Origin of the sequence: Sulfuricurvum sp., assembly GCF_023229695.1 — a bacterium.
Lineage (GTDB): Bacteria > Campylobacterota > Campylobacteria > Campylobacterales > Sulfurimonadaceae > Sulfuricurvum.
Genome location: NZ_JALNYS010000009.1, coordinates 121858 through 139935 on the forward strand (window position 1 = coordinate 121858; position 18078 = coordinate 139935).

At 46.3% G+C, this 18078-nt stretch carries 22 protein-coding genes and 2 tRNA genes; 15 read left to right on the forward strand and 9 right to left on the reverse strand.

Annotation, left to right across the window (positions count from 1 at the left end):
• Positions 1 to 11: 11 nt before the first annotated feature.
• Together M0P91_RS08195 and M0P91_RS08200 are read right to left on the reverse strand one after the other, a co-directional pair.
• Positions 12 to 608 (reverse strand): pentapeptide repeat-containing protein, encoded by a 597-nt coding sequence (locus tag M0P91_RS08195; RefSeq protein ID WP_295066283.1) that lies wholly within the window; start codon positions 606 to 608, stop codon positions 12 to 14.
• Complete coding sequence (locus M0P91_RS08200; protein WP_295066284.1) at positions 605 to 979, reverse strand: thioredoxin family protein; 375 nt, start codon at positions 977 to 979, stop codon at positions 605 to 607. The genes M0P91_RS08195 and M0P91_RS08200 overlap by 4 nt, the downstream gene beginning before the upstream one ends.
• A 268-nt stretch (positions 980 to 1247) precedes the next feature.
• Between M0P91_RS08200 and M0P91_RS08205 the strand changes: the two genes are divergently transcribed.
• The 5 genes from M0P91_RS08205 (at position 1248) to M0P91_RS08225 (ending at position 5000) form a co-directional block, all read left to right on the forward strand.
• Positions 1248 to 1323, forward strand: a tRNA-Lys gene (locus M0P91_RS08205).
• Positions 1324 to 1339: 16 nt separating this feature from the next.
• Positions 1340 to 1414 (forward strand) — tRNA-Glu (locus M0P91_RS08210).
• 175 nt (positions 1415 to 1589) lie between these two features.
• Positions 1590 to 3605, forward strand: a complete 2016-nt coding sequence (locus M0P91_RS08215; RefSeq protein WP_295066285.1) for a diguanylate cyclase — start codon at positions 1590 to 1592, stop codon at positions 3603 to 3605.
• A gap of 64 nt (positions 3606 to 3669) precedes the next feature.
• Positions 3670 to 4410 (forward strand): polysaccharide deacetylase family protein, encoded by a 741-nt coding sequence (locus M0P91_RS08220; protein WP_295066286.1) that lies wholly within the window; start codon positions 3670 to 3672, stop codon positions 4408 to 4410.
• 35 nt (positions 4411 to 4445) lie between these two features.
• Positions 4446 to 5000, forward strand: coding sequence for a manganese efflux pump MntP family protein (locus M0P91_RS08225; RefSeq protein ID WP_295066287.1), 555 nt, complete (start codon positions 4446 to 4448; stop codon positions 4998 to 5000).
• Here the strand turns inward: M0P91_RS08225 and M0P91_RS08230 are convergent.
• Positions 4997 to 5362 (reverse strand): hypothetical protein, encoded by a 366-nt coding sequence (locus M0P91_RS08230; protein ID WP_295066288.1) that lies wholly within the window; start codon positions 5360 to 5362, stop codon positions 4997 to 4999. The genes M0P91_RS08225 and M0P91_RS08230 overlap by 4 nt on opposite strands.
• Positions 5363 to 5426: 64 nt before the next feature.
• Here M0P91_RS08230 and M0P91_RS08235 point away from each other — a divergent pair, with 64 nt between their 5' ends.
• Positions 5427 to 5819, forward strand: coding sequence for a rhodanese-like domain-containing protein (locus M0P91_RS08235; RefSeq protein ID WP_295066289.1), 393 nt, complete (start codon positions 5427 to 5429; stop codon positions 5817 to 5819).
• A gap of 39 nt (positions 5820 to 5858) precedes the next feature.
• On the opposite strand, the gene M0P91_RS08240 is transcribed toward M0P91_RS08235, so the two are convergent.
• Complete coding sequence (locus M0P91_RS08240) at positions 5859 to 6173, reverse strand: hypothetical protein (RefSeq protein ID WP_295066290.1); 315 nt, start codon at positions 6171 to 6173, stop codon at positions 5859 to 5861.
• Between the two features lie 283 nt (positions 6174 to 6456).
• Here M0P91_RS08240 and M0P91_RS08245 point away from each other — a divergent pair, with 283 nt between their 5' ends.
• Positions 6457 to 7665 (forward strand): diguanylate cyclase, encoded by a 1209-nt coding sequence (locus M0P91_RS08245; RefSeq protein WP_295066291.1) that lies wholly within the window; start codon positions 6457 to 6459, stop codon positions 7663 to 7665.
• A 40-nt stretch (positions 7666 to 7705) separates the two neighbouring features.
• Here M0P91_RS08245 and M0P91_RS08250 read toward each other — a convergent pair whose 3' ends face one another.
• Positions 7706 to 7960, reverse strand: coding sequence for a transcriptional regulator (locus tag M0P91_RS08250; RefSeq protein WP_295066292.1), 255 nt, complete (start codon positions 7958 to 7960; stop codon positions 7706 to 7708).
• A 130-nt stretch (positions 7961 to 8090) separates the two neighbouring features.
• Here M0P91_RS08250 and M0P91_RS08255 point away from each other — a divergent pair, with 130 nt between their 5' ends.
• A complete protein-coding gene (locus tag M0P91_RS08255) occupies positions 8091 to 8645 on the forward strand; it encodes a hypothetical protein (RefSeq protein WP_295066293.1) in 555 nt (184 codons plus the stop codon).
• A gap of 208 nt (positions 8646 to 8853) precedes the next feature.
• Here M0P91_RS08255 and M0P91_RS08260 read toward each other — a convergent pair whose 3' ends face one another.
• The 4 genes from M0P91_RS08260 to M0P91_RS08275 form a co-directional block, all read right to left on the reverse strand.
• Positions 8854 to 9192 (reverse strand): translation initiation factor, encoded by a 339-nt coding sequence (locus M0P91_RS08260; RefSeq protein ID WP_295066294.1) that lies wholly within the window; start codon positions 9190 to 9192, stop codon positions 8854 to 8856.
• Positions 9189 to 9395 (reverse strand): DUF1653 domain-containing protein, encoded by a 207-nt coding sequence (locus M0P91_RS08265; protein ID WP_295066295.1) that lies wholly within the window; start codon positions 9393 to 9395, stop codon positions 9189 to 9191. The genes M0P91_RS08260 and M0P91_RS08265 overlap by 4 nt, the downstream gene beginning before the upstream one ends.
• Complete coding sequence (locus M0P91_RS08270; protein WP_295066296.1) at positions 9388 to 10221, reverse strand: DUF5718 family protein; 834 nt, start codon at positions 10219 to 10221, stop codon at positions 9388 to 9390. The genes M0P91_RS08265 and M0P91_RS08270 overlap by 8 nt, the downstream gene beginning before the upstream one ends.
• Positions 10222 to 10316: 95 nt before the next feature.
• Complete coding sequence (locus tag M0P91_RS08275; protein ID WP_295066297.1) at positions 10317 to 11921, reverse strand: ATP-binding cassette domain-containing protein; 1605 nt, start codon at positions 11919 to 11921, stop codon at positions 10317 to 10319.
• Positions 11922 to 12071: 150 nt separating this feature from the next.
• Between M0P91_RS08275 and M0P91_RS08280 the strand changes: the two genes are divergently transcribed.
• The 7 genes from M0P91_RS08280 (at position 12072) to purQ (ending at position 18015) form a co-directional block, all read left to right on the forward strand.
• Positions 12072 to 14174 (forward strand): EAL domain-containing protein, encoded by a 2103-nt coding sequence (locus M0P91_RS08280; RefSeq protein WP_295066298.1) that lies wholly within the window; start codon positions 12072 to 12074, stop codon positions 14172 to 14174.
• Between the two features lie 235 nt (positions 14175 to 14409).
• Entirely contained in the window at positions 14410 to 14682 is a 273-nt protein-coding gene (locus M0P91_RS08285; RefSeq protein ID WP_015652803.1) for an RNA-binding protein, read from the forward strand.
• A 94-nt stretch (positions 14683 to 14776) separates the two neighbouring features.
• Positions 14777 to 14980 (forward strand): RNA-binding S4 domain-containing protein, encoded by a 204-nt coding sequence (locus M0P91_RS08290; protein ID WP_295066299.1) that lies wholly within the window; start codon positions 14777 to 14779, stop codon positions 14978 to 14980.
• A 77-nt stretch (positions 14981 to 15057) separates the two neighbouring features.
• A complete protein-coding gene (locus M0P91_RS08295) occupies positions 15058 to 16386 on the forward strand; it encodes a S41 family peptidase (protein ID WP_295066300.1) in 1329 nt (442 codons plus the stop codon).
• A 2-nt stretch (positions 16387 to 16388) separates the two neighbouring features.
• A complete protein-coding gene (gene purC, locus M0P91_RS08300) occupies positions 16389 to 17099 on the forward strand; it encodes a phosphoribosylaminoimidazolesuccinocarboxamide synthase (protein WP_295066301.1) in 711 nt (236 codons plus the stop codon).
• A gap of 2 nt (positions 17100 to 17101) precedes the next feature.
• Positions 17102 to 17344 carry a phosphoribosylformylglycinamidine synthase subunit PurS gene (gene purS, locus M0P91_RS08305; protein WP_295066302.1) on the forward strand — a complete coding sequence of 81 codons (243 nt, stop codon included), beginning with the start codon at positions 17102 to 17104 and terminating at the stop codon, positions 17342 to 17344.
• Positions 17341 to 18015, forward strand: a complete 675-nt coding sequence (gene purQ, locus M0P91_RS08310) for a phosphoribosylformylglycinamidine synthase subunit PurQ (RefSeq protein WP_295066303.1) — start codon at positions 17341 to 17343, stop codon at positions 18013 to 18015. The genes purS and purQ overlap by 4 nt, the downstream gene beginning before the upstream one ends.
• Positions 18016 to 18078: the final 63 nt, after the last annotated feature.

Below are 18078 nucleotides of genomic sequence, written 5' to 3' on the forward strand. Positions count from 1 at the left end.
TTATAACCTTTTTAGCGGCACGTCACATTTGCGTCGAAAAGCGCCTCTTCTTTTTTGGCATGACTACACTGCCCTTTGCTCATCACGGCATCACGAAAACGCGTTTGCCATAACAGCGTGTTGTTCATTTTGGCCAAGTGTAAATCATCACGAATAAACTTAGCATCCCCTAACTCTGCATTCGTAAAATCGGTTTTATACAAAAGAGCATCGGTAAAATCGGCTTTCCAGCTTTTCGTCTCTCGAAGATCGGCAAAATTCAGATTGCTCTGTTCCAAATGCGTCCCTTTGAAATTTGCTCCGCGCGCACGGATATGGGTAAGGTCGGAACGTTTCATCGTCCCTTTCCAAAACAATGCCCCCTCCACATTCGCACCGCTGAGATTACAATCATTGAAATCACTCATCTCAAAAAGACTCTCATGCAAATCGGCATTGCTAAGATCACTGCCGTGAAAATCCGCTCCGCTGAAATCCGTTTTGGAGAGATTGGCACCGCGAAGATCACATCCGATGCACTCTTTCTCTTCTAACGCTTTTTTCAGATGCTCCGTATCGTAAGCACTTAAAGTTACCCCTAAAATTGCCGCTAACAAAAGGGTTTTCACTTAATCCCTCGGATACGGCGAAGTTCATTCAAAAACGGCTGTGCCCGCTTGCTTCCGACCAACGTCTCTTTTTTATTCCCCCCCTTATCGATAAAAAACATCGTCGGAATCCCGAAAAAATCATACCCCTCAGGAAGCTTGCTTGTATGAACATTTTTCTCAATCACGACAAAATAGCGATTCAGATACGGTTCCACTGCTGCATCATGAAATACTTTTTGTTTCATATAGGCACATTCGGGACAATCATCCGTAGTATACATCATAAGCACCAGCTTATTTTCTTTCCCTATCGACGCAACCGCACCCTTAAACTGATCGTCATTTTGAATGGCCCCGCCCCACAGAGTGAATACGGATAGACATATCACTATACTTGTTTTTAACATTATAGAAGCCCGCTTGATCTTGGTTTATCACAATATTATCATAATTAGTTATTGAGATCAAGCGTATGAAAATCAGTCGGCTAAAATGAGCGCAGACAATCGGATCTAAATCCCTATTTTACGAATTGATTTCTTTGATTTTTGTAGCACCACGCAGTAAAATGAAACAAAATTATCTTTTTTTGACAAAACCTCTTGACAATAAAAGAGTTTTCCACTATAATTCCCGTCCACAAAGCGTGGAACAAACGTCTCGTTAGCTCAGCCGGTAGAGCATCTCACTTTTAATGAGGGGGTCGATGGTTCGAATCCATCACGGGACACCATATTTACTTTTGTCGTGGCTCCATCATCTAATGGTTAGGATTTCAGATTTTCATTCTGGTCATAGGGGTTCAAATCCCCTTGGAGTCACCACTTTTATCCCCTGCATAATCTATTTTCAACCTCTTTAAGTTTTACAAATGACCGATTTTTTATCCGATCTGATACAATTGTACATTGTAACTTTCAGGATTGTATCCATGTCTCACCCGTTCTTATTTTTACCTTTTTTGTTACAGCCTCATATCTCTTCAAAGGGAAAAACGCGATGAAGCTCCCGACTCGGTGCACCAATGCCCCTATTCTCCGAAAATTTATCTACATAACCTTTATTGCCACCGGTTTAGGGGTACTTTTCGCCATACTCCTCTCTACGCTCATACAGTGGTTTATGCTGCGCGAAGAACTGGTCAAGAACGTTGCGGCTCAGGCATCCGTGATTGCCTCCATCAGCAGCAGAGAACTCCTCTCCAATCACCGTGCAGAAGCGGAAAAAACGGTAAAAGCGCTGGCCAACATCGACAGTATCGAGTTTGCGGGGATCTTCGATAAAGAGGGGAGAAATTTTGCCCTTTATGTACGGCCGGGGGTAACCATGCCGTCCCACCGCCACCAGAGCATCAAAAGCGAATACCATATACACACCGCGACCTATATCGAAATCGTGATTCCCGTCCTATTCAAACAGCAACAAATCGGCATGATCCATGTCCGCTCCAGTATGGCACCGGTATACGAAAAGCTGGAATGGAACATATTCATAGCCGTCGTTGCGGCTACGGTGGCGTTTGTGACGGCGGTGCTGATGATATTCAGCTTACTTCCGGCGATTACCGATCCCTTGCAATACCTGATAACATTAATGAAGCGCGTATCGCGGGAGAATGACTTCACCCTCCGCTCCACGTTGCACCGCAGCGATGAAATCGGAACCCTCTCCGAAGGGTTCAATGCGATGCTCGAACAGATCCAGACACGTGATGTACAGTTGGCACGACACCAAAAAAATCTGGAACGGGAGGTTGCACAACGGACGGCCAAATTGACGGAAGCACAGCGAATCGCCCATCTCGGTAATTGGGAGTGGGATATCCTCAACAATACGCTGGAGTGGTCGGATGAAATCTACCGTATCTTTGGCTTTACCCCGCAGCAATTCGGTGCCACCTACGAGTCGTTCCTCCAAGCCGTCCATCCGGAAGATCGGGAAGCCGTAAAAATCAATGTCCGCGAATCGCTTGAGCAGGGTCGTCCCTACACCATTGACCACCGCATTTTATTGCCCGATGGGAAGGTGCGTTATGTCCATGAACAGGGAGAAATCTCCCGCAATCAGGAGGGGCACCCCATCGTGATGCAAGGGACCGTACAGGATATCACCGAGAGCAAACAGGCGGAAATGGCACTCAAGGACGCCAACGAACAGTTATCGGTCCTCCTCAACTCCTTGCCGATCGCGGTGTACCGCTGCCAGGCGCAAGGGGAGTTTCCCGTCATCTATATGTCTCAGAATGTCACCTCGTTTACAGCGTACGATCCCAAAGATTTTATCGAAACAACCGATTTATGGTTCACCCATATCCATCCGGACGATCTCTCCAAAGTCTCAGAGGGGATGGATATTCTGTTCGATAAAGGGGTCCATACCTATGAGTACCGCTGGTGCAAGGCGGATGGAACCTATATCTGGATCCAAGACTCTCTAAAGCTGATACACGACGCGGATGAAAGACCCGATTATATGGTGGGGATGTGGCAGGATATCACCGAGCGCAAGCACATCGAAGAGGAGATCAGCCTGATGGCAACCACCGACGCACTCACCGGTATTGCCAACCGCAGAGAACTGAACCGGCAACTCGAAAAAGAGATCGAACGCTCCAAACGCTACGGTGTGCCGCTCTCGCTGATCATGTACGATATCGATTATTTTAAACGGGTGAATGATACCTTCGGTCACGATGCGGGCGACCGTGTTTTGCAAACCCTCACCGCTCTCGTCAAATCCAATATTCGTACCGTCGATATCGTTGCACGGTGGGGCGGAGAAGAGTTTATGATTTTAATGCCGCAATCGGATGCGGAGGCTGCCGGCGATGCGGCGGAAAAACTGCGGCAAAAGATTGTCGAGCACCCATTCGAACAAGTCGGGAATCTGACGGTCAGTTTCGGGGTTACTGCATTTACATCGGATGATGATCTCAATGTCTTCTTAAAAAGAGTGGACGATGCCCTTTATCACGCAAAAGAGAACGGACGCAACCGGGTAGAAATCCTCCTCTAACCAAGATTTCATAGGCCATCGGATATGCTACAATCGCATATCCCAATCCTCAGGATTTCACTCAATGTTTAAACTTCTCCCCCTCTTCATCCTACTCTTCTCCCCGTTATTCGGAGACGAACCCCTTCAATGGGGTGAAAATGTCACCGGAGTCGTCACCAGATTTCACTCCTATACCCAAGAGATCGCACTCACGTTTGATGCCTGCGGAGGAAGTATCAGCAGCAGCCAATACGATGCGGAGCTCATCGATTTCCTGATTCATAACCGCATCCCCGCCACCTTGTTTATCAATGCACGGTGGATCGAGAGCAACCCCGATATTTTTGCGGCTCTGGCATCCAATCCCCTCTTCGAAATTGCCAACCACGGAACGGCTCACCGCCCCCTCTCGGTGAACGGCAAAAGCGTCTACGGTATCAGCGGAACCGCATCCAAAGAGGAGGTGATCGGTGAAATCGAGGGGAACAGCGAAAAAATCGAAAAACTGACCGGAAAACGCCCCCTCTTTTTTCGATCTGGCACCGCCTATTACGATGAAATTGCCGTTGAAATCGCCCATAAAGCCGGGGTAGAGATCGGCGGATTTTCGGTTTTAGCCGATGCGGGTGCCACCTTCAGTGCTCCAAAAGTGGCCCGGCAGATCAAAAATGCCCGCAGCGGTGACATCGTCATCGCCCACATGAACCATCCCGAAAGCGGAACCTGCGAGGGGGTCATCGAAGCGATTAGCGCTCTGAAAGCCGAAGGGTTCACGTTTGTCCGCCTCAGCGACGTCAAAGAGCGCCTCGAACGTCTCCCCTGATGCTATAATTGCATCACTTTTCTCTCAGGACTATCATGGAAACCCTTCTTCTTCTCGCGGTCGCCCTTGCAATGGATTCGGTCGCCGTCTCCATCGCAATCGGCTCAAAATACCGAGAGCTTCTTTTTTCAAAAATCGTCCTCATCGCCGCCGTATTCGGATTGTTTCAGGGGGTTATGCCCCTTTTGGGATATCTTGCCGGGATCGGTTTTGCCGACTACGTCCGCTCCTACAGCCACTGGATCGCTTTTGCCCTCCTCACAGGGCTGGGAGGAAAAATGCTCTACGAAGCCTATCAAGATGAACTGGATGGAGAGCTCACCGATCTCTCCAACAAAGCCCTCTTCTCTCTGGCGCTGGCAACGAGCATCGATGCGTTAGCCGTAGGGGTCACCTTCGCCTTTATTCAGACCGACATCCTGCGTGCTTCGCTCATCATCGCACTGGTGACGCTGCTGCTGTGTCTGATAGCAGTCTACATCGGCAAAAAACTCGGATCGTTGCTGGAATCCAAAGCGGAAGTTCTGGGGGGGGTCATCCTGATACTGCTAGGGATAAAAATGCTACTCGAGGGGATGGAAATCGTTTAATCCCATCCGTCTTTCGCATGATGATCATGTTTTGATTTTTTATAACGGCGGGCATTTACCCGTTTTTCGAGCTGATTTTGGGCGTAAAAAAGTTCCTCTTTGATCGTCTCGATCGTCTCTTCCCCTGCGCGGAAATCCAGTATCTTCTGTCCTAACGCTTCGAGTTCGGTATATTCGTCTTTATAGAGCTTGACCGCTTCGTTTTTTTCCAAAAAACGGAAATTGGCATCCACTTTTTGATCATACTGCTCTTTGGTCGCATGATCGCTTTTCGCCAGAAACGATAATATTCCGTTGATAAAACGGCCCAGCAACCGGATATACCGTAGCCGTTTTGAATTCTCTATTTTAGATTCGCGCATGCAACCTCGGTTAATGATTAGGAGTTATAATTATAGCTATAAATAGATAGTAAAGGTTTTATCGATGAAATGGATTTTGGCATTATCCCTTATTGCATCATCACTTCTCGCGGAGTATAGTGCTCAACCTATCGATCAGAAATTAATCAACTCCAAGATTACCATCATCGATATCCGTACTCCCGGAGAGTGGAGAACGACCGGATTGATCAAAGGTTCTATTCCTATTATGTTTTTTGACGAGCAGGGCAACTATAATATGGATGCTTTTCTGAGTGAACTGAACAAAAAGGTGAAGAAAAAAGAGCGTTTCGCCGTTATCTGCAACAGCGGCAACCGTTCTCATACTCTCGGCAGCTATCTTGGCAACCAGCTTGGATACAACGTCGTCAATCTGGAGGGGGGGATTCAATCGGCTATCATCAAAAAAGTTCCCCTTGAGCCCTACAAACGCTAAAGGAGCCGCTAGAGGGCTCCCCTTCTTAGCCGGAGAACTCTAGCGAAGAAAAGCGAGAAGATCGATGTACTCTTTTTCGATAATACTGAGGTTTTCCAGCATCTTCACCTCATCCATACCGGGATTTTCACTCAAAAACTCCCTGCGCCACTGAATATTGTCCTGAAGCTCGGCAAGGCCGGTAGAGAGATACTCCGCCATTTGATCAATCTGTGCTCCGCGAATGACCCCTTCCGTATCGGCTTGATAAAACAATAGTGCATAATCCCCCGTTTCATGGGAAAAACGAAAATCCTCGGCAATATTGTGGATAATCACTTTGATCCGTTCATCTTTTACGATCCGTTTTGCCATAACTACCCTCCCTTCCTCTAAATTTTACCTCGTCATCCGAGGCAGCGGTATTAAAAAAAACTTTCTCATTGTAATGGCTTTTGGTATAGGGTTTGCTTAGGATAATAACTGATCTTACGCACCTTTTTCAAAAGGGGCGAAATAGATCAGTAATCTCCCGCATCCGAAAGATGCGGGTAGCTTCAGGGGGTTGTAGGGACATTTGTCCCTGCCACTTTCTGGGCTTTGCCCAGAAAGTGCGTAACATCAGATAATAATTCAATCATAAGCGATAAAGAGAAGCGTGGAATCCCCTAAATTTAAAACTAAACTCTTCTATTTATTGATTCTTGTAGGACTGGGGCTCACTTTGGCAGGGGTGATCGGCTACTACAATCTTCAGACGATGAAAAAGCACGTCGATACCCTCTATTTCGGTTCTCTCATCCCGTTGAGCGAACTGACCGCCATAACCGACACCTACCATAATACCCTCGGCAAAAGTGTCTATTTATGGAATCAGCACCTGATAGGCGATGAAGAGGCGGCCCGATCGATTACTCTCGGACTCGATACCGTCGATCAGATGTGGAAAAACTATCTTTCCCACGATAAACGTCCCGAAGAGCTCCCGTATGTCGATTATACCGAAGCGCAAATCCAAAACATCCACCGCTATTTTGTCAAAATTCAAGAGCACATTCTCCATCCCGATTCCTCCCGGCAGATTTCAATCCCTATCCTCTCCGAGAATATCGATGCAATCCACCGCACCATTTATCGGCTAATCACCTATGAAAACGCTTCCGCACGCTTTGAACGCTCCCAACTCTTGGCCCATCATGAAAATGCACTCACGCAGTTAAGCACGCTGCTGCTTGTTATTCTGATCCTTGTTATGGGGATCGCATGGAAAATTTTTACCCGTATCGAGAGACAGCAAACCCAGCTTATTGAATCCACCAAAACCCTACAGCATCTTAATTTCAAGCTTGAACAAGCATCCTATACCGATCCCCTCACGGCCCTCTCCAATCGCCGTTATTTCAATCTCATTTTCGAACGGGAATTCAAGCGTGCCGTGCGGTTGGAAAAACCGTTTGTATTTATGATGCTGGATATTGATTTTTTCAAACAGTATAATGACACCTACGGCCATCTTCAGGGAGACCTCGCCCTTCAGGCGGTAGCCAAAACGCTCCAGTTTACCTTGCAGCGGCCGGGCGATTACCCATTCCGTCTGGGGGGGGAAGAGTTCGGCGTTATCATTACCGACAGTAGTTGCGACAACGGAATCCAGATCGGGGAAAAGATACGGGCGAATATAGAGGGGTTGAGAATAGAGCACCGGGGAAGCAAGATTTCGACTATTTTAACCGTATCAATCGGAGGAGTCTGCATCGTGCCGACTCCCGGCATGAGAGACGATGCCCTCATTCATACGGCAGACACCAATCTCTATGCGGCCAAAGAGCGGGGGCGCAATCAGGTCGTCTTCGGCAATACGTTGTAATCTATTTGGATTAAAGCCGATTTTTTTTCTCGAATATTATCTACTCTTCTTTCAGACAAGGAAGCATCTCTTTGATATCAATGCCCCATTCCATAGCAAGCATAACCAAATGCGCTAAATTATAATTGGCTTTATTTTGTCGTAATTCGATACGAGCGATGAAAGAGGTAGAGTTGTGTCCTAAAATATTCGCGAGTTTTAGTTGGCTAATTTTTCGTTCTTTGCGCATTTTTTTGATATGTGCAGTTAGTGCATCGTAGTACGCTTTAACCTCTGCACGCTCTTCTTTTGACACATCAACCGCCACTCACTCTTGGATGATTGATTTTAATGAAATCAGTGAATCAAAACCAATCACTATTAAGTGAGTAAAAAGCTTTACGTAGATACAATTTTTGCAAAATTTTAATAAAGGTTATTAATTAATGAACACAAAGTTTCTATCAATCGCTCTCACTGGAGCAATTTTACTGTCAGGATGTTCATCCAAAGATGTTCACATTGCAAAGGGCAAAGGTGAGAATATGAATTCTCGTGAAATGTCAGTCAATCAAGGAGATGGCTACACAAAGGCTGGAATGATAAATTCCACTAATACAAAATTATTACAAGCTGCAGCTGAAGAAACATCAAAATCTGGTTATCAATATTTTTCATTCACAAGTCCGGCAGTTGTTGCCAATGCAAATATTAATACGACTGATGCATTTTTACTCAAATGTGCAAGTAAAAGTGTTGGAGCAAGCGTTGGTCTAACCGTACTCACTCTTGGAATGGGCGGAGGTCTTATGATGGATGATTGTGACATGTTTGGTGGCGCTACTGGTATAGGTAAAGCGTCAAGTTCAGCATCCTTCACTCTGCATAAGGAAAAACCTACAATAGCTGCTTTGGATGCAAATTTGGTTCTTTCAGATTTAAAATCTAAACAACTTTATAAAGAAAATACAGGTGGAGTAGAATATTCCGAAGTAAAATAAAGGGAGTTATTTGTATGAAAAAAATATCACTCAGCTTGTTTTATACTTTATGACCACCTTGCATTTATCAGCTAATCAAGATGCTGATAAATGCAAGGCACTAAATGGGTCTTGGACTTGGAATGAAGAATTAAATCAGTGGCAATGTGATAATCTTAATGCAACTAACAAAGATGTATATGCTAAATATTTATCCGATTCGATATGTTTAAATCGTTTTTTTAAACCTAAACCCCAGTTTTTCGAGGTTTTCACGCACTTTCGGAGCGATTTCCCCCTGAAACTCCATCCACCCCTCTTTATAGGCACCGCCGCAGGCAAGAGACTTTTTAAGGGTCGAAAGGGTCGTTTGTCCATCCGATTCGCTCAGGCTGAAAGGGCCGACAAGGGTAACTACCTTCCCTTTCCGTTTCTCTTTTTGAAACACGAGACGGTGCTCTCCCGGTTCGAGCAGCGTCACTTTCAAAGAGGCTTTCTCCTCCTCCAGCTTCCACCCCTCATCCCAGGAAGCTCCCAGCTCCAGAGTGAGTTTCGTCCCCCGGCTCATTTCATTTCACCGCAATAGATAAACCGTTTGACTCCGCTTGGAAGGGTTTCATCAAACATGCCAAGAGGGCGAACCCAAAGCCCCCGTTCTCCGTACAACGAGCGATAAACGACAAGATCTTCTCCCGTTTCCGAGTGCTTGGCGACACCGATCACTTCGTAATATTTCCCTTTGTAATGGCGATAAAGCCCTTTTTCAAGCACGCTGTACCCTTTGAACCAGCACACTGAGCCCTTCACCTTGAAGTATCCCTTTATTGGCCATCATTAGAATCGGATTCATGCAATACAGGTTGTTGTCGTAAACGACGACAATCACCTCATCCCCCTCTTGGAGAAAATGGTTCTCACCCAAGTGGGTGTAACGGGTCGCCCCGATGCTGATGATTGCCTGTTTGGGCAAACCGGCCTCTTTCAGATAACGGCTAACCGGTTCGAGGGGTCCGATATCCGTTTGCGTATTGATCTGATCTTTCAGCCAATCGAGTAATTTTTCGTAGAAATAACTGTAACCGAGCAATTCGACATCTTCCCCATAGCGCAATAAGCTTCCGCCCCGTCGAAGAAAAGAGGCGATGCGGTAGCTGTCCATCACCCCCCCCTTTTCAAATCGATCAATCGGAATGAGGGTATCGGAAAGCCCTTTTGACGACTCTCCCCAATTTTTCTTAAAACTGATTTTAGGGGCACCCTCTTTGCGCAGCGAACAGTCATTGTAGGCACCGAAAAATCTCGGTGTAATCTGCAACACCGATCCATCCGCCTCGTACTCAAGGTCACAGATCAGTGCCACTTCCGGTTCAGGCTGAACATTACAGACCTCTTCGGGAAGCCGTATCGTCTTAGCGCTGATCGGATAAACACCCAAAAAATCTTGACGCCCGGGAATATAAAACGGAAAGACCCCTTTGGGACCGTTGGGATCTTCCGTAACGATCTCCTTGAAATCTTCAACCTCACCCGCTTGCTCAAGATGAAGTGCAAAATTTCCGGCAACGCCGAATCCACAATAATTTGTATACGTATTCATTGTTTCACCCCACAAAGTGTGTTTTACGGACATGAACCTGCCACCGCTACCCTTTCGCAGAGTACGGTGCCCCTCTTGAGTTTCTCCCGACCCTATTATAAACTCCCGCTGGCCTTGGCCTCGGCGAACTCTTCGTACGTCCCCGTGAAATCGGTATAGGTGCCGTCGAGATGAAGTTCGATGATACGTCCGGCAAATGCATCGAGCAATTCACGGTCATGGCTCACACAAATGACGTTCCCCTCAAAATCGTACAGCGCTTCTCCCAGAGCGATAATCGCTTCAAGGTCGAGGTGGTTGGTCGGCTCATCGAGAACCAGAAAATTTCCCGCTTCGAGCATCATTTTGGAGAGCATCATACGGTGTTTTTCACCCCCGCTGATTTTTTCGATGCTCTTCTCCTGCTGTTCGCCGTTAAAAAGCATCCGTCCAAGGCAGTTGCGGATCTCGGAGATTTCGCGCTTGGGATCAAACGCACGGAGCCAGTCATACAGCGTCTCCATCCCTTTGATTCGGTCGGCAGTATCCTGCGGGAAATAACTCGGTTCAATCGTCGCCCCCCACTTCACGGTTCCGCCGGTCGGCTTGATCTCTTCCATGATAATTTTGCACAAAGTAGATTTCCCCGCACCGTTGGCACCGATAACGGCGATTTTTTCACCCGGAGTGATTTTGAGGTTGATGTTGTGCAATACATTCAGATCCCCATAGCTATGAGAAATATCGATCACATCAAGCGCTTCATCCCCCATTTGACGTTTCGCTTTAAAAACGATACTCGGATCACGGCGGCTTGAGGGTTTGATATCGTCAATGGTCAATTTGTCCAGCTGTTTTTGACGCGAAGTAGCCTGTTTCGCTTTCGAAGCATTCGCGGAGAATCGGCGGACAAACGCTTCAAGCTGCTCTTTCTCTTTCAGTTTTTTATCCCGTTCCAGCTGTGCCTGATTTGCCATTACCGTAGATGCGAGATACCAGTCATCGTAATTTCCGGTAAATTCGCGAATCTTTTGAAAATCGACATCCAGAATATTGGTCACAACCGCATTAATAAAGTGACGGTCATGCGAAATGACAACCATCGTCCCCTCATGGCGCTGAAGCTCATGTTCCAGCCATCCGATCGTTTCGATATCGAGGTTATTCGTCGGCTCATCCAGAAACAATACATCCGGTTTCGGATACAAAACCTGTGCCAAAAGAACTTTGAATTTGTCCGATGAAGGGAGAGACGACATCAAATCGTTGTGGCGATCTGCCGGGATACCGACGTTTTCCAAAATCTTAGCGATTTGAACGTCATATTCATACGTCGGATCTTCCTCAACACAAATCATTTCGAGTTCGCCCAAACGGTTATTCACCGCATCGTCTTCAAAATCACCCGTCGCATACAGATGTTCTTTCTCTTTGATCGCATCATAGAGCCGTTTGTTTCCCCACAATACCGCATCGGCAATCGTAAAATCTTCAAAAGCAAACTGATTTTGTCCCAAAACACCCACTTTGAGACCCGGTTCGATGGAGATATCCCCATCATACTCTTTAATTTCACCGCTGAGAATTTTTAAACAAGTGGTTTTTCCCGCACCGTTGGCGCCGATAAGGCCGTAACGTTTGTTACGGTCGAGCTTGAGGTTGATCCCCTCGAAAAGAATGCGGCTGCCGAAGCGCATCGTTAATTTGGTAACTTGAACCATGAAAAGCCTTTTAAGGAAGGTTAAAATGTCGCGATTATAACTTAAGCTAGTTTAGTTTTAGATTACCTTTAATAACGAAATAAAAGAAGGAATTTTTAATTGCATTCGCGATACTATATACTCAAAATGAGACCCAAAAGACTTTAGGATATGATGAAAAACGAAGCGACTTTGTATGATGTATTGAACCATTTGCCCGACGGCGTCATTATGCTGGACGAAAGGGGTGTCCTTTTATTCGCCAATGAAGCCTTCACCGAGCTGATAGGGCACGAAAGCAGTCTGTTGGTCGGACTCAACATTTTAAGTCTCCTTGCAAATGTTGACGTTTTTCATGCCTGTATCCAGCAAGTGACCCGAGAGGGGAGATCGATCGATGCCGAAACCGATTTTCTCCATCGTGACGGATCAATCGTCCGAACGGTAAAAAGTGTTCGGATGATTCGGAATGATCAGGACGTCCGTTTTTTTGTCAATATCCGAAATTTAACCGAAACCAATCTTCTCAATAAAGAGCTCCGCCGTTCCAAAGAGCTGATTGAGTATCAGGCACAGGAGCTCTCCACCCTCCTCAATTCAAAAAATCAGGAACTCGAAGAGATACTCGGCAGTATCGACGAAATTATCTGGTACATCGATACGAAATCGTTTGCGCTGCGGTATGTCAATAATGCGGTCGAAATGATTTTCGGTTTTAACAGAGACGCTTTTTTATCCGACAGCGATCTGTGGCAGCAACGGATCCATCCGGACGACCGTGCTTTGGTCCGGACTTTTTTTGAAACCCTCGTCCCCGGTTTGTCTCAGGAGATCCGATTCCGTATTCACCATTCCAATCAGGAACTCCGGTGGCTCAGCAGCCGAATCCACCACCATCCGAAATTGAACCTCTATATCGGTATCACACGCGATATCACGGAACACAAAACCCAAAGTGACGAAATCACCTTTTTAGCCTATTACGATCCTCTTACGATGCTCCCGAACCGAGCCAAACTTAAACTTCAGCTTGAGAGCCGTATCGAACATTCGGCCGGGACCCCTTTTGCCCTGCTATTGCTTGATCTGGATAATTTTAAAAATATTAACGATACGATGGGACACGAAGTGGGCGATCAGATATTGATCGAAGTGAGCCGTCGCCTCCTTCTTGCAAAGGAAGAACACGATTTCTGCGCCCGCTTCGGCGGAGACGAATTCGTCCTCCTCCTCCAGAATGCCGATCCGATTGAAATAGGCCATTTCTGCACCCGGCTAACGGAACACTTTAAAAACCCTTTTACGGTTAATGATATCAGTTTTTATCTCTCCCACTCGATCGGCATCACCTTTTATCCCCAAGACGCCTTTATCGGGGAAGATTTGATCAAACATGCCGATACCGCAATGTATGAGGCCAAAAGCAAAGGGAGAAATCAGTTTGTTTACTATCATACCTCCATGCAGCGCGCGATACACAATTTTCTTCACATAGAATCTTTAGTCCGCGACGGACTCACCCATCACCTTTTCGAACTCTATTTTCAGCCTTTGATCAATTCAAAAGTTCTCGAACTGGAAGGGTTTGAAGCGCTCCTTCGCCTCCCCCACCCGACCGAAGGGTTTGTCCCGCCCGATACCTTTATCTCTGTTGCCGAAACCAATGGAGACATTTTATCCATCGGGGATGAAGTCTTGAAACAAGCGTGCGATTTTATTGAGATTCTCCGCCCTCTTCGGTCAAAACCGTTTTTTGTCGCGATCAATATATCGGCCAAACAGCTCCATCAAGAGCACTTTTCGCGTGAGCTCCTCGACTATCTGCATCAGCGTTCGATCCCTACCTCTTTTTTGAAAATAGAGCTCACCGAGAGTGCCGTTATGGAAAATATAGAGATTGCGAGTGCTCAGCTCGCACAGCTCAAAGCAGGAGGAATCCGTATCGCTCTGGATGACTTCGGTACCGGCTACTCTTCGTTCGCCTATCTTGCACAGCTCCCTATTGATACCCTGAAAATCGATAAATCTTTTATTTTAACCCTCTTTGAGATCGATTCGCACCGACATATCGTCGAAGCAATGTCCAATCTTGCCCATGTACTGGGAATGAGCGTTACGGCGGAAGGGGTAGAAACCCTTAAACATTTTGATTTTTTAATTCATCGGCAGGTGGATACGCTTCAGGGGTATCACCTGTGCCGCCCCCTTCCCAAAACTGAAATACTCCGCCTAATCAAAGCAGAAGCACCCTATTTTACCTCTTCCGGACTCTAAGGGATACCGTTTTACAAAGTTTCCGTTTTGTATTTCTGCCTCGAAGAGGCAAGCTTTAGTGCCCAAGCGGCCAGCGTAGTGCTTTGGGCTTTGCTCAAAGCACGTTTAAAAGAGAGTTCTTCAAGAACTCTAATTATAAAAATGCAACTTATTTTAACATTCTCATAAGATTTCTATGGATACAATTTGCCAAGGATTATGCTGGTTATAGTTCGATTTTTTCACGGAGTACAATGTGACACAAATTTATGTCGGGAATATTCCCTACGGCAAAGACGAAAACGATCTTAAAGATCTTTTCGGACAATACGGTGAAGTGAGTTCAGTCAAATTCGTAAACGATAAAGAGACAGGGCGATTCCGTGGTTTCGGTTTCGTTGAAATGGCAAACCAAGACGAAGCCAACAAAGCGATCACGGCCCTTGAAGGTAATGATTTCGGCGGACGTACACTTCGTGTCAACGAAGCTCGTCCACGCGCGCCACGCCCTCCACGCGATCGCTGGTAAGCACCATGTGAAGCCTTTTTAGGCTTCATTTTCTTTCTCCAAACTTTATTTCACACGTAACATACTCCCTATTTTTCAAAAAAGAGCGATTTCCATGACATACGCATTAGAAAATGAAACTATTGAACTCTATAAATTACTCAAAGTGCTTGACCTCGTCGACACCGGCGGGCAGGCAAAAATGTTGATTGAACACGAACAGGTCAAACGCAACGGTGAAATCGAAACCCGCAAGCGGGCAAAAATCACCAAAGGGGAACAAATCCAAATCGGTGATGTCACGATCAACATCCTCTAAATTATTGTTATTTAACCTTGTTTTGACTATAATTGCTGATCTTATATAAACGGCTCGTACAGAGGTTCGGTAAACTTATGAAAAACACAAAAATGATGATCGTTGGTTTTGTCAGCGCACTCTCGATCAGTATTGCCCTTTCATCGTCTCTTCTCGCTAAAAATAATGTACCTGCCGGGCCGACGGAAGCTTCCGGCGAAGCTTTGCGTCTCCAATCGTTGGCTAAATACACCAAAGTACTCGGTATTGTCGAAATGTACAATGTCGATAACCTCTCCATTGATCAACTCGTTGACAAGTCCCTTCAGGGGATGCTCTCAAATCTGGATGCCCATTCTAGCTTTCTAGACAAAAAAAGCCACGAAAATCTGAAAAGTCAGACCGACGGTGAATTCGGCGGACTTGGGATAACGGTCGGAATGCGGGACAACGCACTGACGGTTATCGCTCCGATCGAAGGGACTCCGGCCGATAAAGCGGGGATGAAAGCGGGTGATATCATCCTAAAAATCAACAATCAGTCTACCCTGAGCATGACGATTGATGATGCGGTGGGGCTGATGCGCGGAAAACCGAAAACTCCGATTGATCTGACCGTAGTCCGCAAAGGGGCCGTCGATCCGATCAAATTTCATATCATTCGTGACATAATTACCGTGGAATCGGTGTATACCCGCACCATTGAGGACTCCGTTCTCTACATTCGTGTGACCAGTTTTGACAAGAAAGTCTCAACCGATGTCAAAGAAGCCATCAAAAAACACGCTGCAAAATCAAAAGGGATTATCCTCGACTTACGCAACAATCCGGGCGGATTGCTCGATCAGGCCGTTGAATTAACCGATCTTTTTGTTGATGAAGGGACGATCGTCTCCCAAAAAGGGCGTAACAAAGCCGATGACATTGCCTACAAAGCGACCAAAAGCGCCACAATAACCGATCTTCCTCTGGTTGTATTGGTCAATGAGGGATCTGCCAGTGCTTCCGAAATTGTCAGCGGTGCGATTCAAGACCTTAAACGGGGGGTTATCGTCGGAGAGAAAACGTTCGGAAAAGGGTCGGTCCAAATTGTAATGCCGATCTCCGAGACCGAAGCGATCAAGCTGACCGTTGCCCGCTATTACCTTCCAAGCGGACGCACCATTCAAGCCGTCGGTGTTACTCCGGACATCGTTGTCGCTTCCGGAGAAGTCAAAAATCACGAGAAGCAGTTCAACATCAAAGAGTCCGATCTTAAAAAACATCTTGAAGGGCAGCTCGAAAAAACAACGCACGATATGATTGATGTTACCGAAGTCAATGCGACCAACAAAACAACGATCACCGCCGATCAGCTAGACAAAGACATTCAACTCAAAGAGGGTGTCGACATTATCAAAGCACTTATCATAGTTAAAGGAAAATAATCATGGAAAAACGCGATCTAATGTACGAAGGGAAGGCAAAACGCCTTTTTACCACGGATGATCCCAATTTGGTTATCGCTGAGTTCAAAGACGATTTGACGGCGTTTAACGGAGCTAAAAAAGCAAGTGAAGCGGGTAAAGGGGCCCTTAACAATAAAATCTCGACCGAACTTTTCAAAATGCTGGCGCAAAACGGCATTGAGTCCCATTTTGTCGAGATGCTCGATGAAACCACTATGCTGTGCAAAAAAGTGGATATTATCCTTATTGAAGTGATTGTCCGGAATGTGGCCACCGGAAGTCTCAGTAAAAATCTCGGAATCCCCGATGGAAAAGTTCTCCCTTTTACCCTCGTTGAATTCGATTATAAAAACGACGCACTGGGGGATCCGAAACTGAACGATCAGCACTGTATGATCCTCGAATTGGTCAAAAACGAAGCAGAACTCGACCAGCTGCGTGCGATGGCACGTCAGGTCAACGATATCTTACGCCCTTATTTTCATGCCAAAGGGCTCAATTTAGTCGATTTCAAACTCGAATTCGGCCGCGATAGCGAAGGTAAAATCATCCTTGCCGATGAGATCAGTCCGGACAACTGCCGGTTCTGGGACCTTGAAACGGGTGAAAAGATGGACAAAGACCGTTTCCGCCAGGGGATGGGGGGACTTAAAGTCGCCTACGAAGAAGTACTAAATAGAATATTGGGGTAATTATGAAAGCAGTTGTAAACGTATTTTTGAAAAATGGAGTCCTTGATTCTCAAGGCAAAGCAGTCCACCACGCCCTTAGCAGTCATGGATTCGGAAGTGTTCATGATGTCCGTGTCGGTAAACAAATCATTATCGAAATGGGTGAAAACAATGCCGAAGAGGCAAAAGAAAAAGTAGCACAAATGTGCGAAGATCTTCTTGCCAATACCGTAATCGAAGATTACACCATTGAGATGCAAGCATGAAAGTCGGCATCATTCAGTTTCCAGGCACCAACTGTGAGTACGATACACAGCACGCCTTCGCGTCATTAGGATGCGAGACGGAAATTCTGTGGCATAAGAATGATACGATTCCCGAAGGGACCGATCTTGTCGTCGTTGCGGGTGGATTCAGCTACGGAGACTATCTTCGCAGCGGCGCCATTGCAAAAATGAGCCCCATTATGAAAGCACTAAAAACATATGCCCACGCCGGGGGAAAAGTACTCGGAATCTGCAACGGTTTTCAGGTTCTAACCGAGACGGGGCTTCTGCCGGGCGCTCTAAAACGGAACGAAGGGCTCCATTTTATCTCACGCCACCATTATCTCAAAGTGGTTGACAACAATAACGAATTTTTACGCCATTGCGAGAGTAATGAAGTGGTCAATATCCCTATCGCCCACCATGACGGCAATTTTTACATTGACGCGGCAGGCTTGGAAGAGCTCTACGCCAACGGACAGGTATTGCTTCAATACAGTGACCGCAACGGCGTCATCGATAATCCAAACGGTTCCGTCGACAGTATCGCCGGTATCTGCAACCGCGAGAAAAACATCTTCGGTTTGATGCCTCATCCGGAGCGTGCGATGGAAACATTGCTGGGTTCTAATGACGGACGGCGTATGCTTGAGGGCTTTTTATCCGCTTGAAAAAGTTACTCCTCCTCATTACATTTCTTTTCTCCACTTTACTGGCAGCCTTCGGTCCTAACC

Excerpts from the sequence above, each read along its gene's own strand:
- M0P91_RS08215 (WP_295066285.1), top strand. The coding sequence starts at position 1,590 with ATGAAGCTCCCGACTCGGTGCACCAATGCCCCTATTCTCCGAAAATTT.
- M0P91_RS08220 (WP_295066286.1), top strand. The coding sequence starts at position 3,670 with ATGTTTAAACTTCTCCCCCTCTTCATCCTACTCTTCTCCCCGTTATTC.
- M0P91_RS08225 (WP_295066287.1), top strand. The coding sequence starts at position 4,446 with ATGGAAACCCTTCTTCTTCTCGCGGTCGCCCTTGCAATGGATTCGGTC.
- M0P91_RS08230 (WP_295066288.1), bottom strand. The coding sequence starts at position 5,362 with ATGCGCGAATCTAAAATAGAGAATTCAAAACGGCTACGGTATATCCGG.
- M0P91_RS08235 (WP_295066289.1), top strand. The coding sequence starts at position 5,427 with ATGAAATGGATTTTGGCATTATCCCTTATTGCATCATCACTTCTCGCG.
- M0P91_RS08240 (WP_295066290.1), bottom strand. The coding sequence starts at position 6,173 with ATGGCAAAACGGATCGTAAAAGATGAACGGATCAAAGTGATTATCCAC.
- M0P91_RS08255 (WP_295066293.1), top strand. The coding sequence starts at position 8,091 with ATGAACACAAAGTTTCTATCAATCGCTCTCACTGGAGCAATTTTACTG.
- M0P91_RS08260 (WP_295066294.1), bottom strand. The coding sequence starts at position 9,192 with ATGAGCCGGGGGACGAAACTCACTCTGGAGCTGGGAGCTTCCTGGGAT.
- M0P91_RS08270 (WP_295066296.1), bottom strand. The coding sequence starts at position 10,221 with ATGAATACGTATACAAATTATTGTGGATTCGGCGTTGCCGGAAATTTT.
- M0P91_RS08275 (WP_295066297.1), bottom strand. The coding sequence starts at position 11,921 with ATGGTTCAAGTTACCAAATTAACGATGCGCTTCGGCAGCCGCATTCTT.
- M0P91_RS08280 (WP_295066298.1), top strand. The coding sequence starts at position 12,072 with ATGATGAAAAACGAAGCGACTTTGTATGATGTATTGAACCATTTGCCC.
- M0P91_RS08290 (WP_295066299.1), top strand. The coding sequence starts at position 14,777 with ATGACATACGCATTAGAAAATGAAACTATTGAACTCTATAAATTACTC.
- M0P91_RS08295 (WP_295066300.1), top strand. The coding sequence starts at position 15,058 with ATGAAAAACACAAAAATGATGATCGTTGGTTTTGTCAGCGCACTCTCG.
- purC (WP_295066301.1), top strand. The coding sequence starts at position 16,389 with ATGGAAAAACGCGATCTAATGTACGAAGGGAAGGCAAAACGCCTTTTT.
- purS (WP_295066302.1), top strand. The coding sequence starts at position 17,102 with ATGAAAGCAGTTGTAAACGTATTTTTGAAAAATGGAGTCCTTGATTCT.
- purQ (WP_295066303.1), top strand. The coding sequence starts at position 17,341 with ATGAAAGTCGGCATCATTCAGTTTCCAGGCACCAACTGTGAGTACGAT.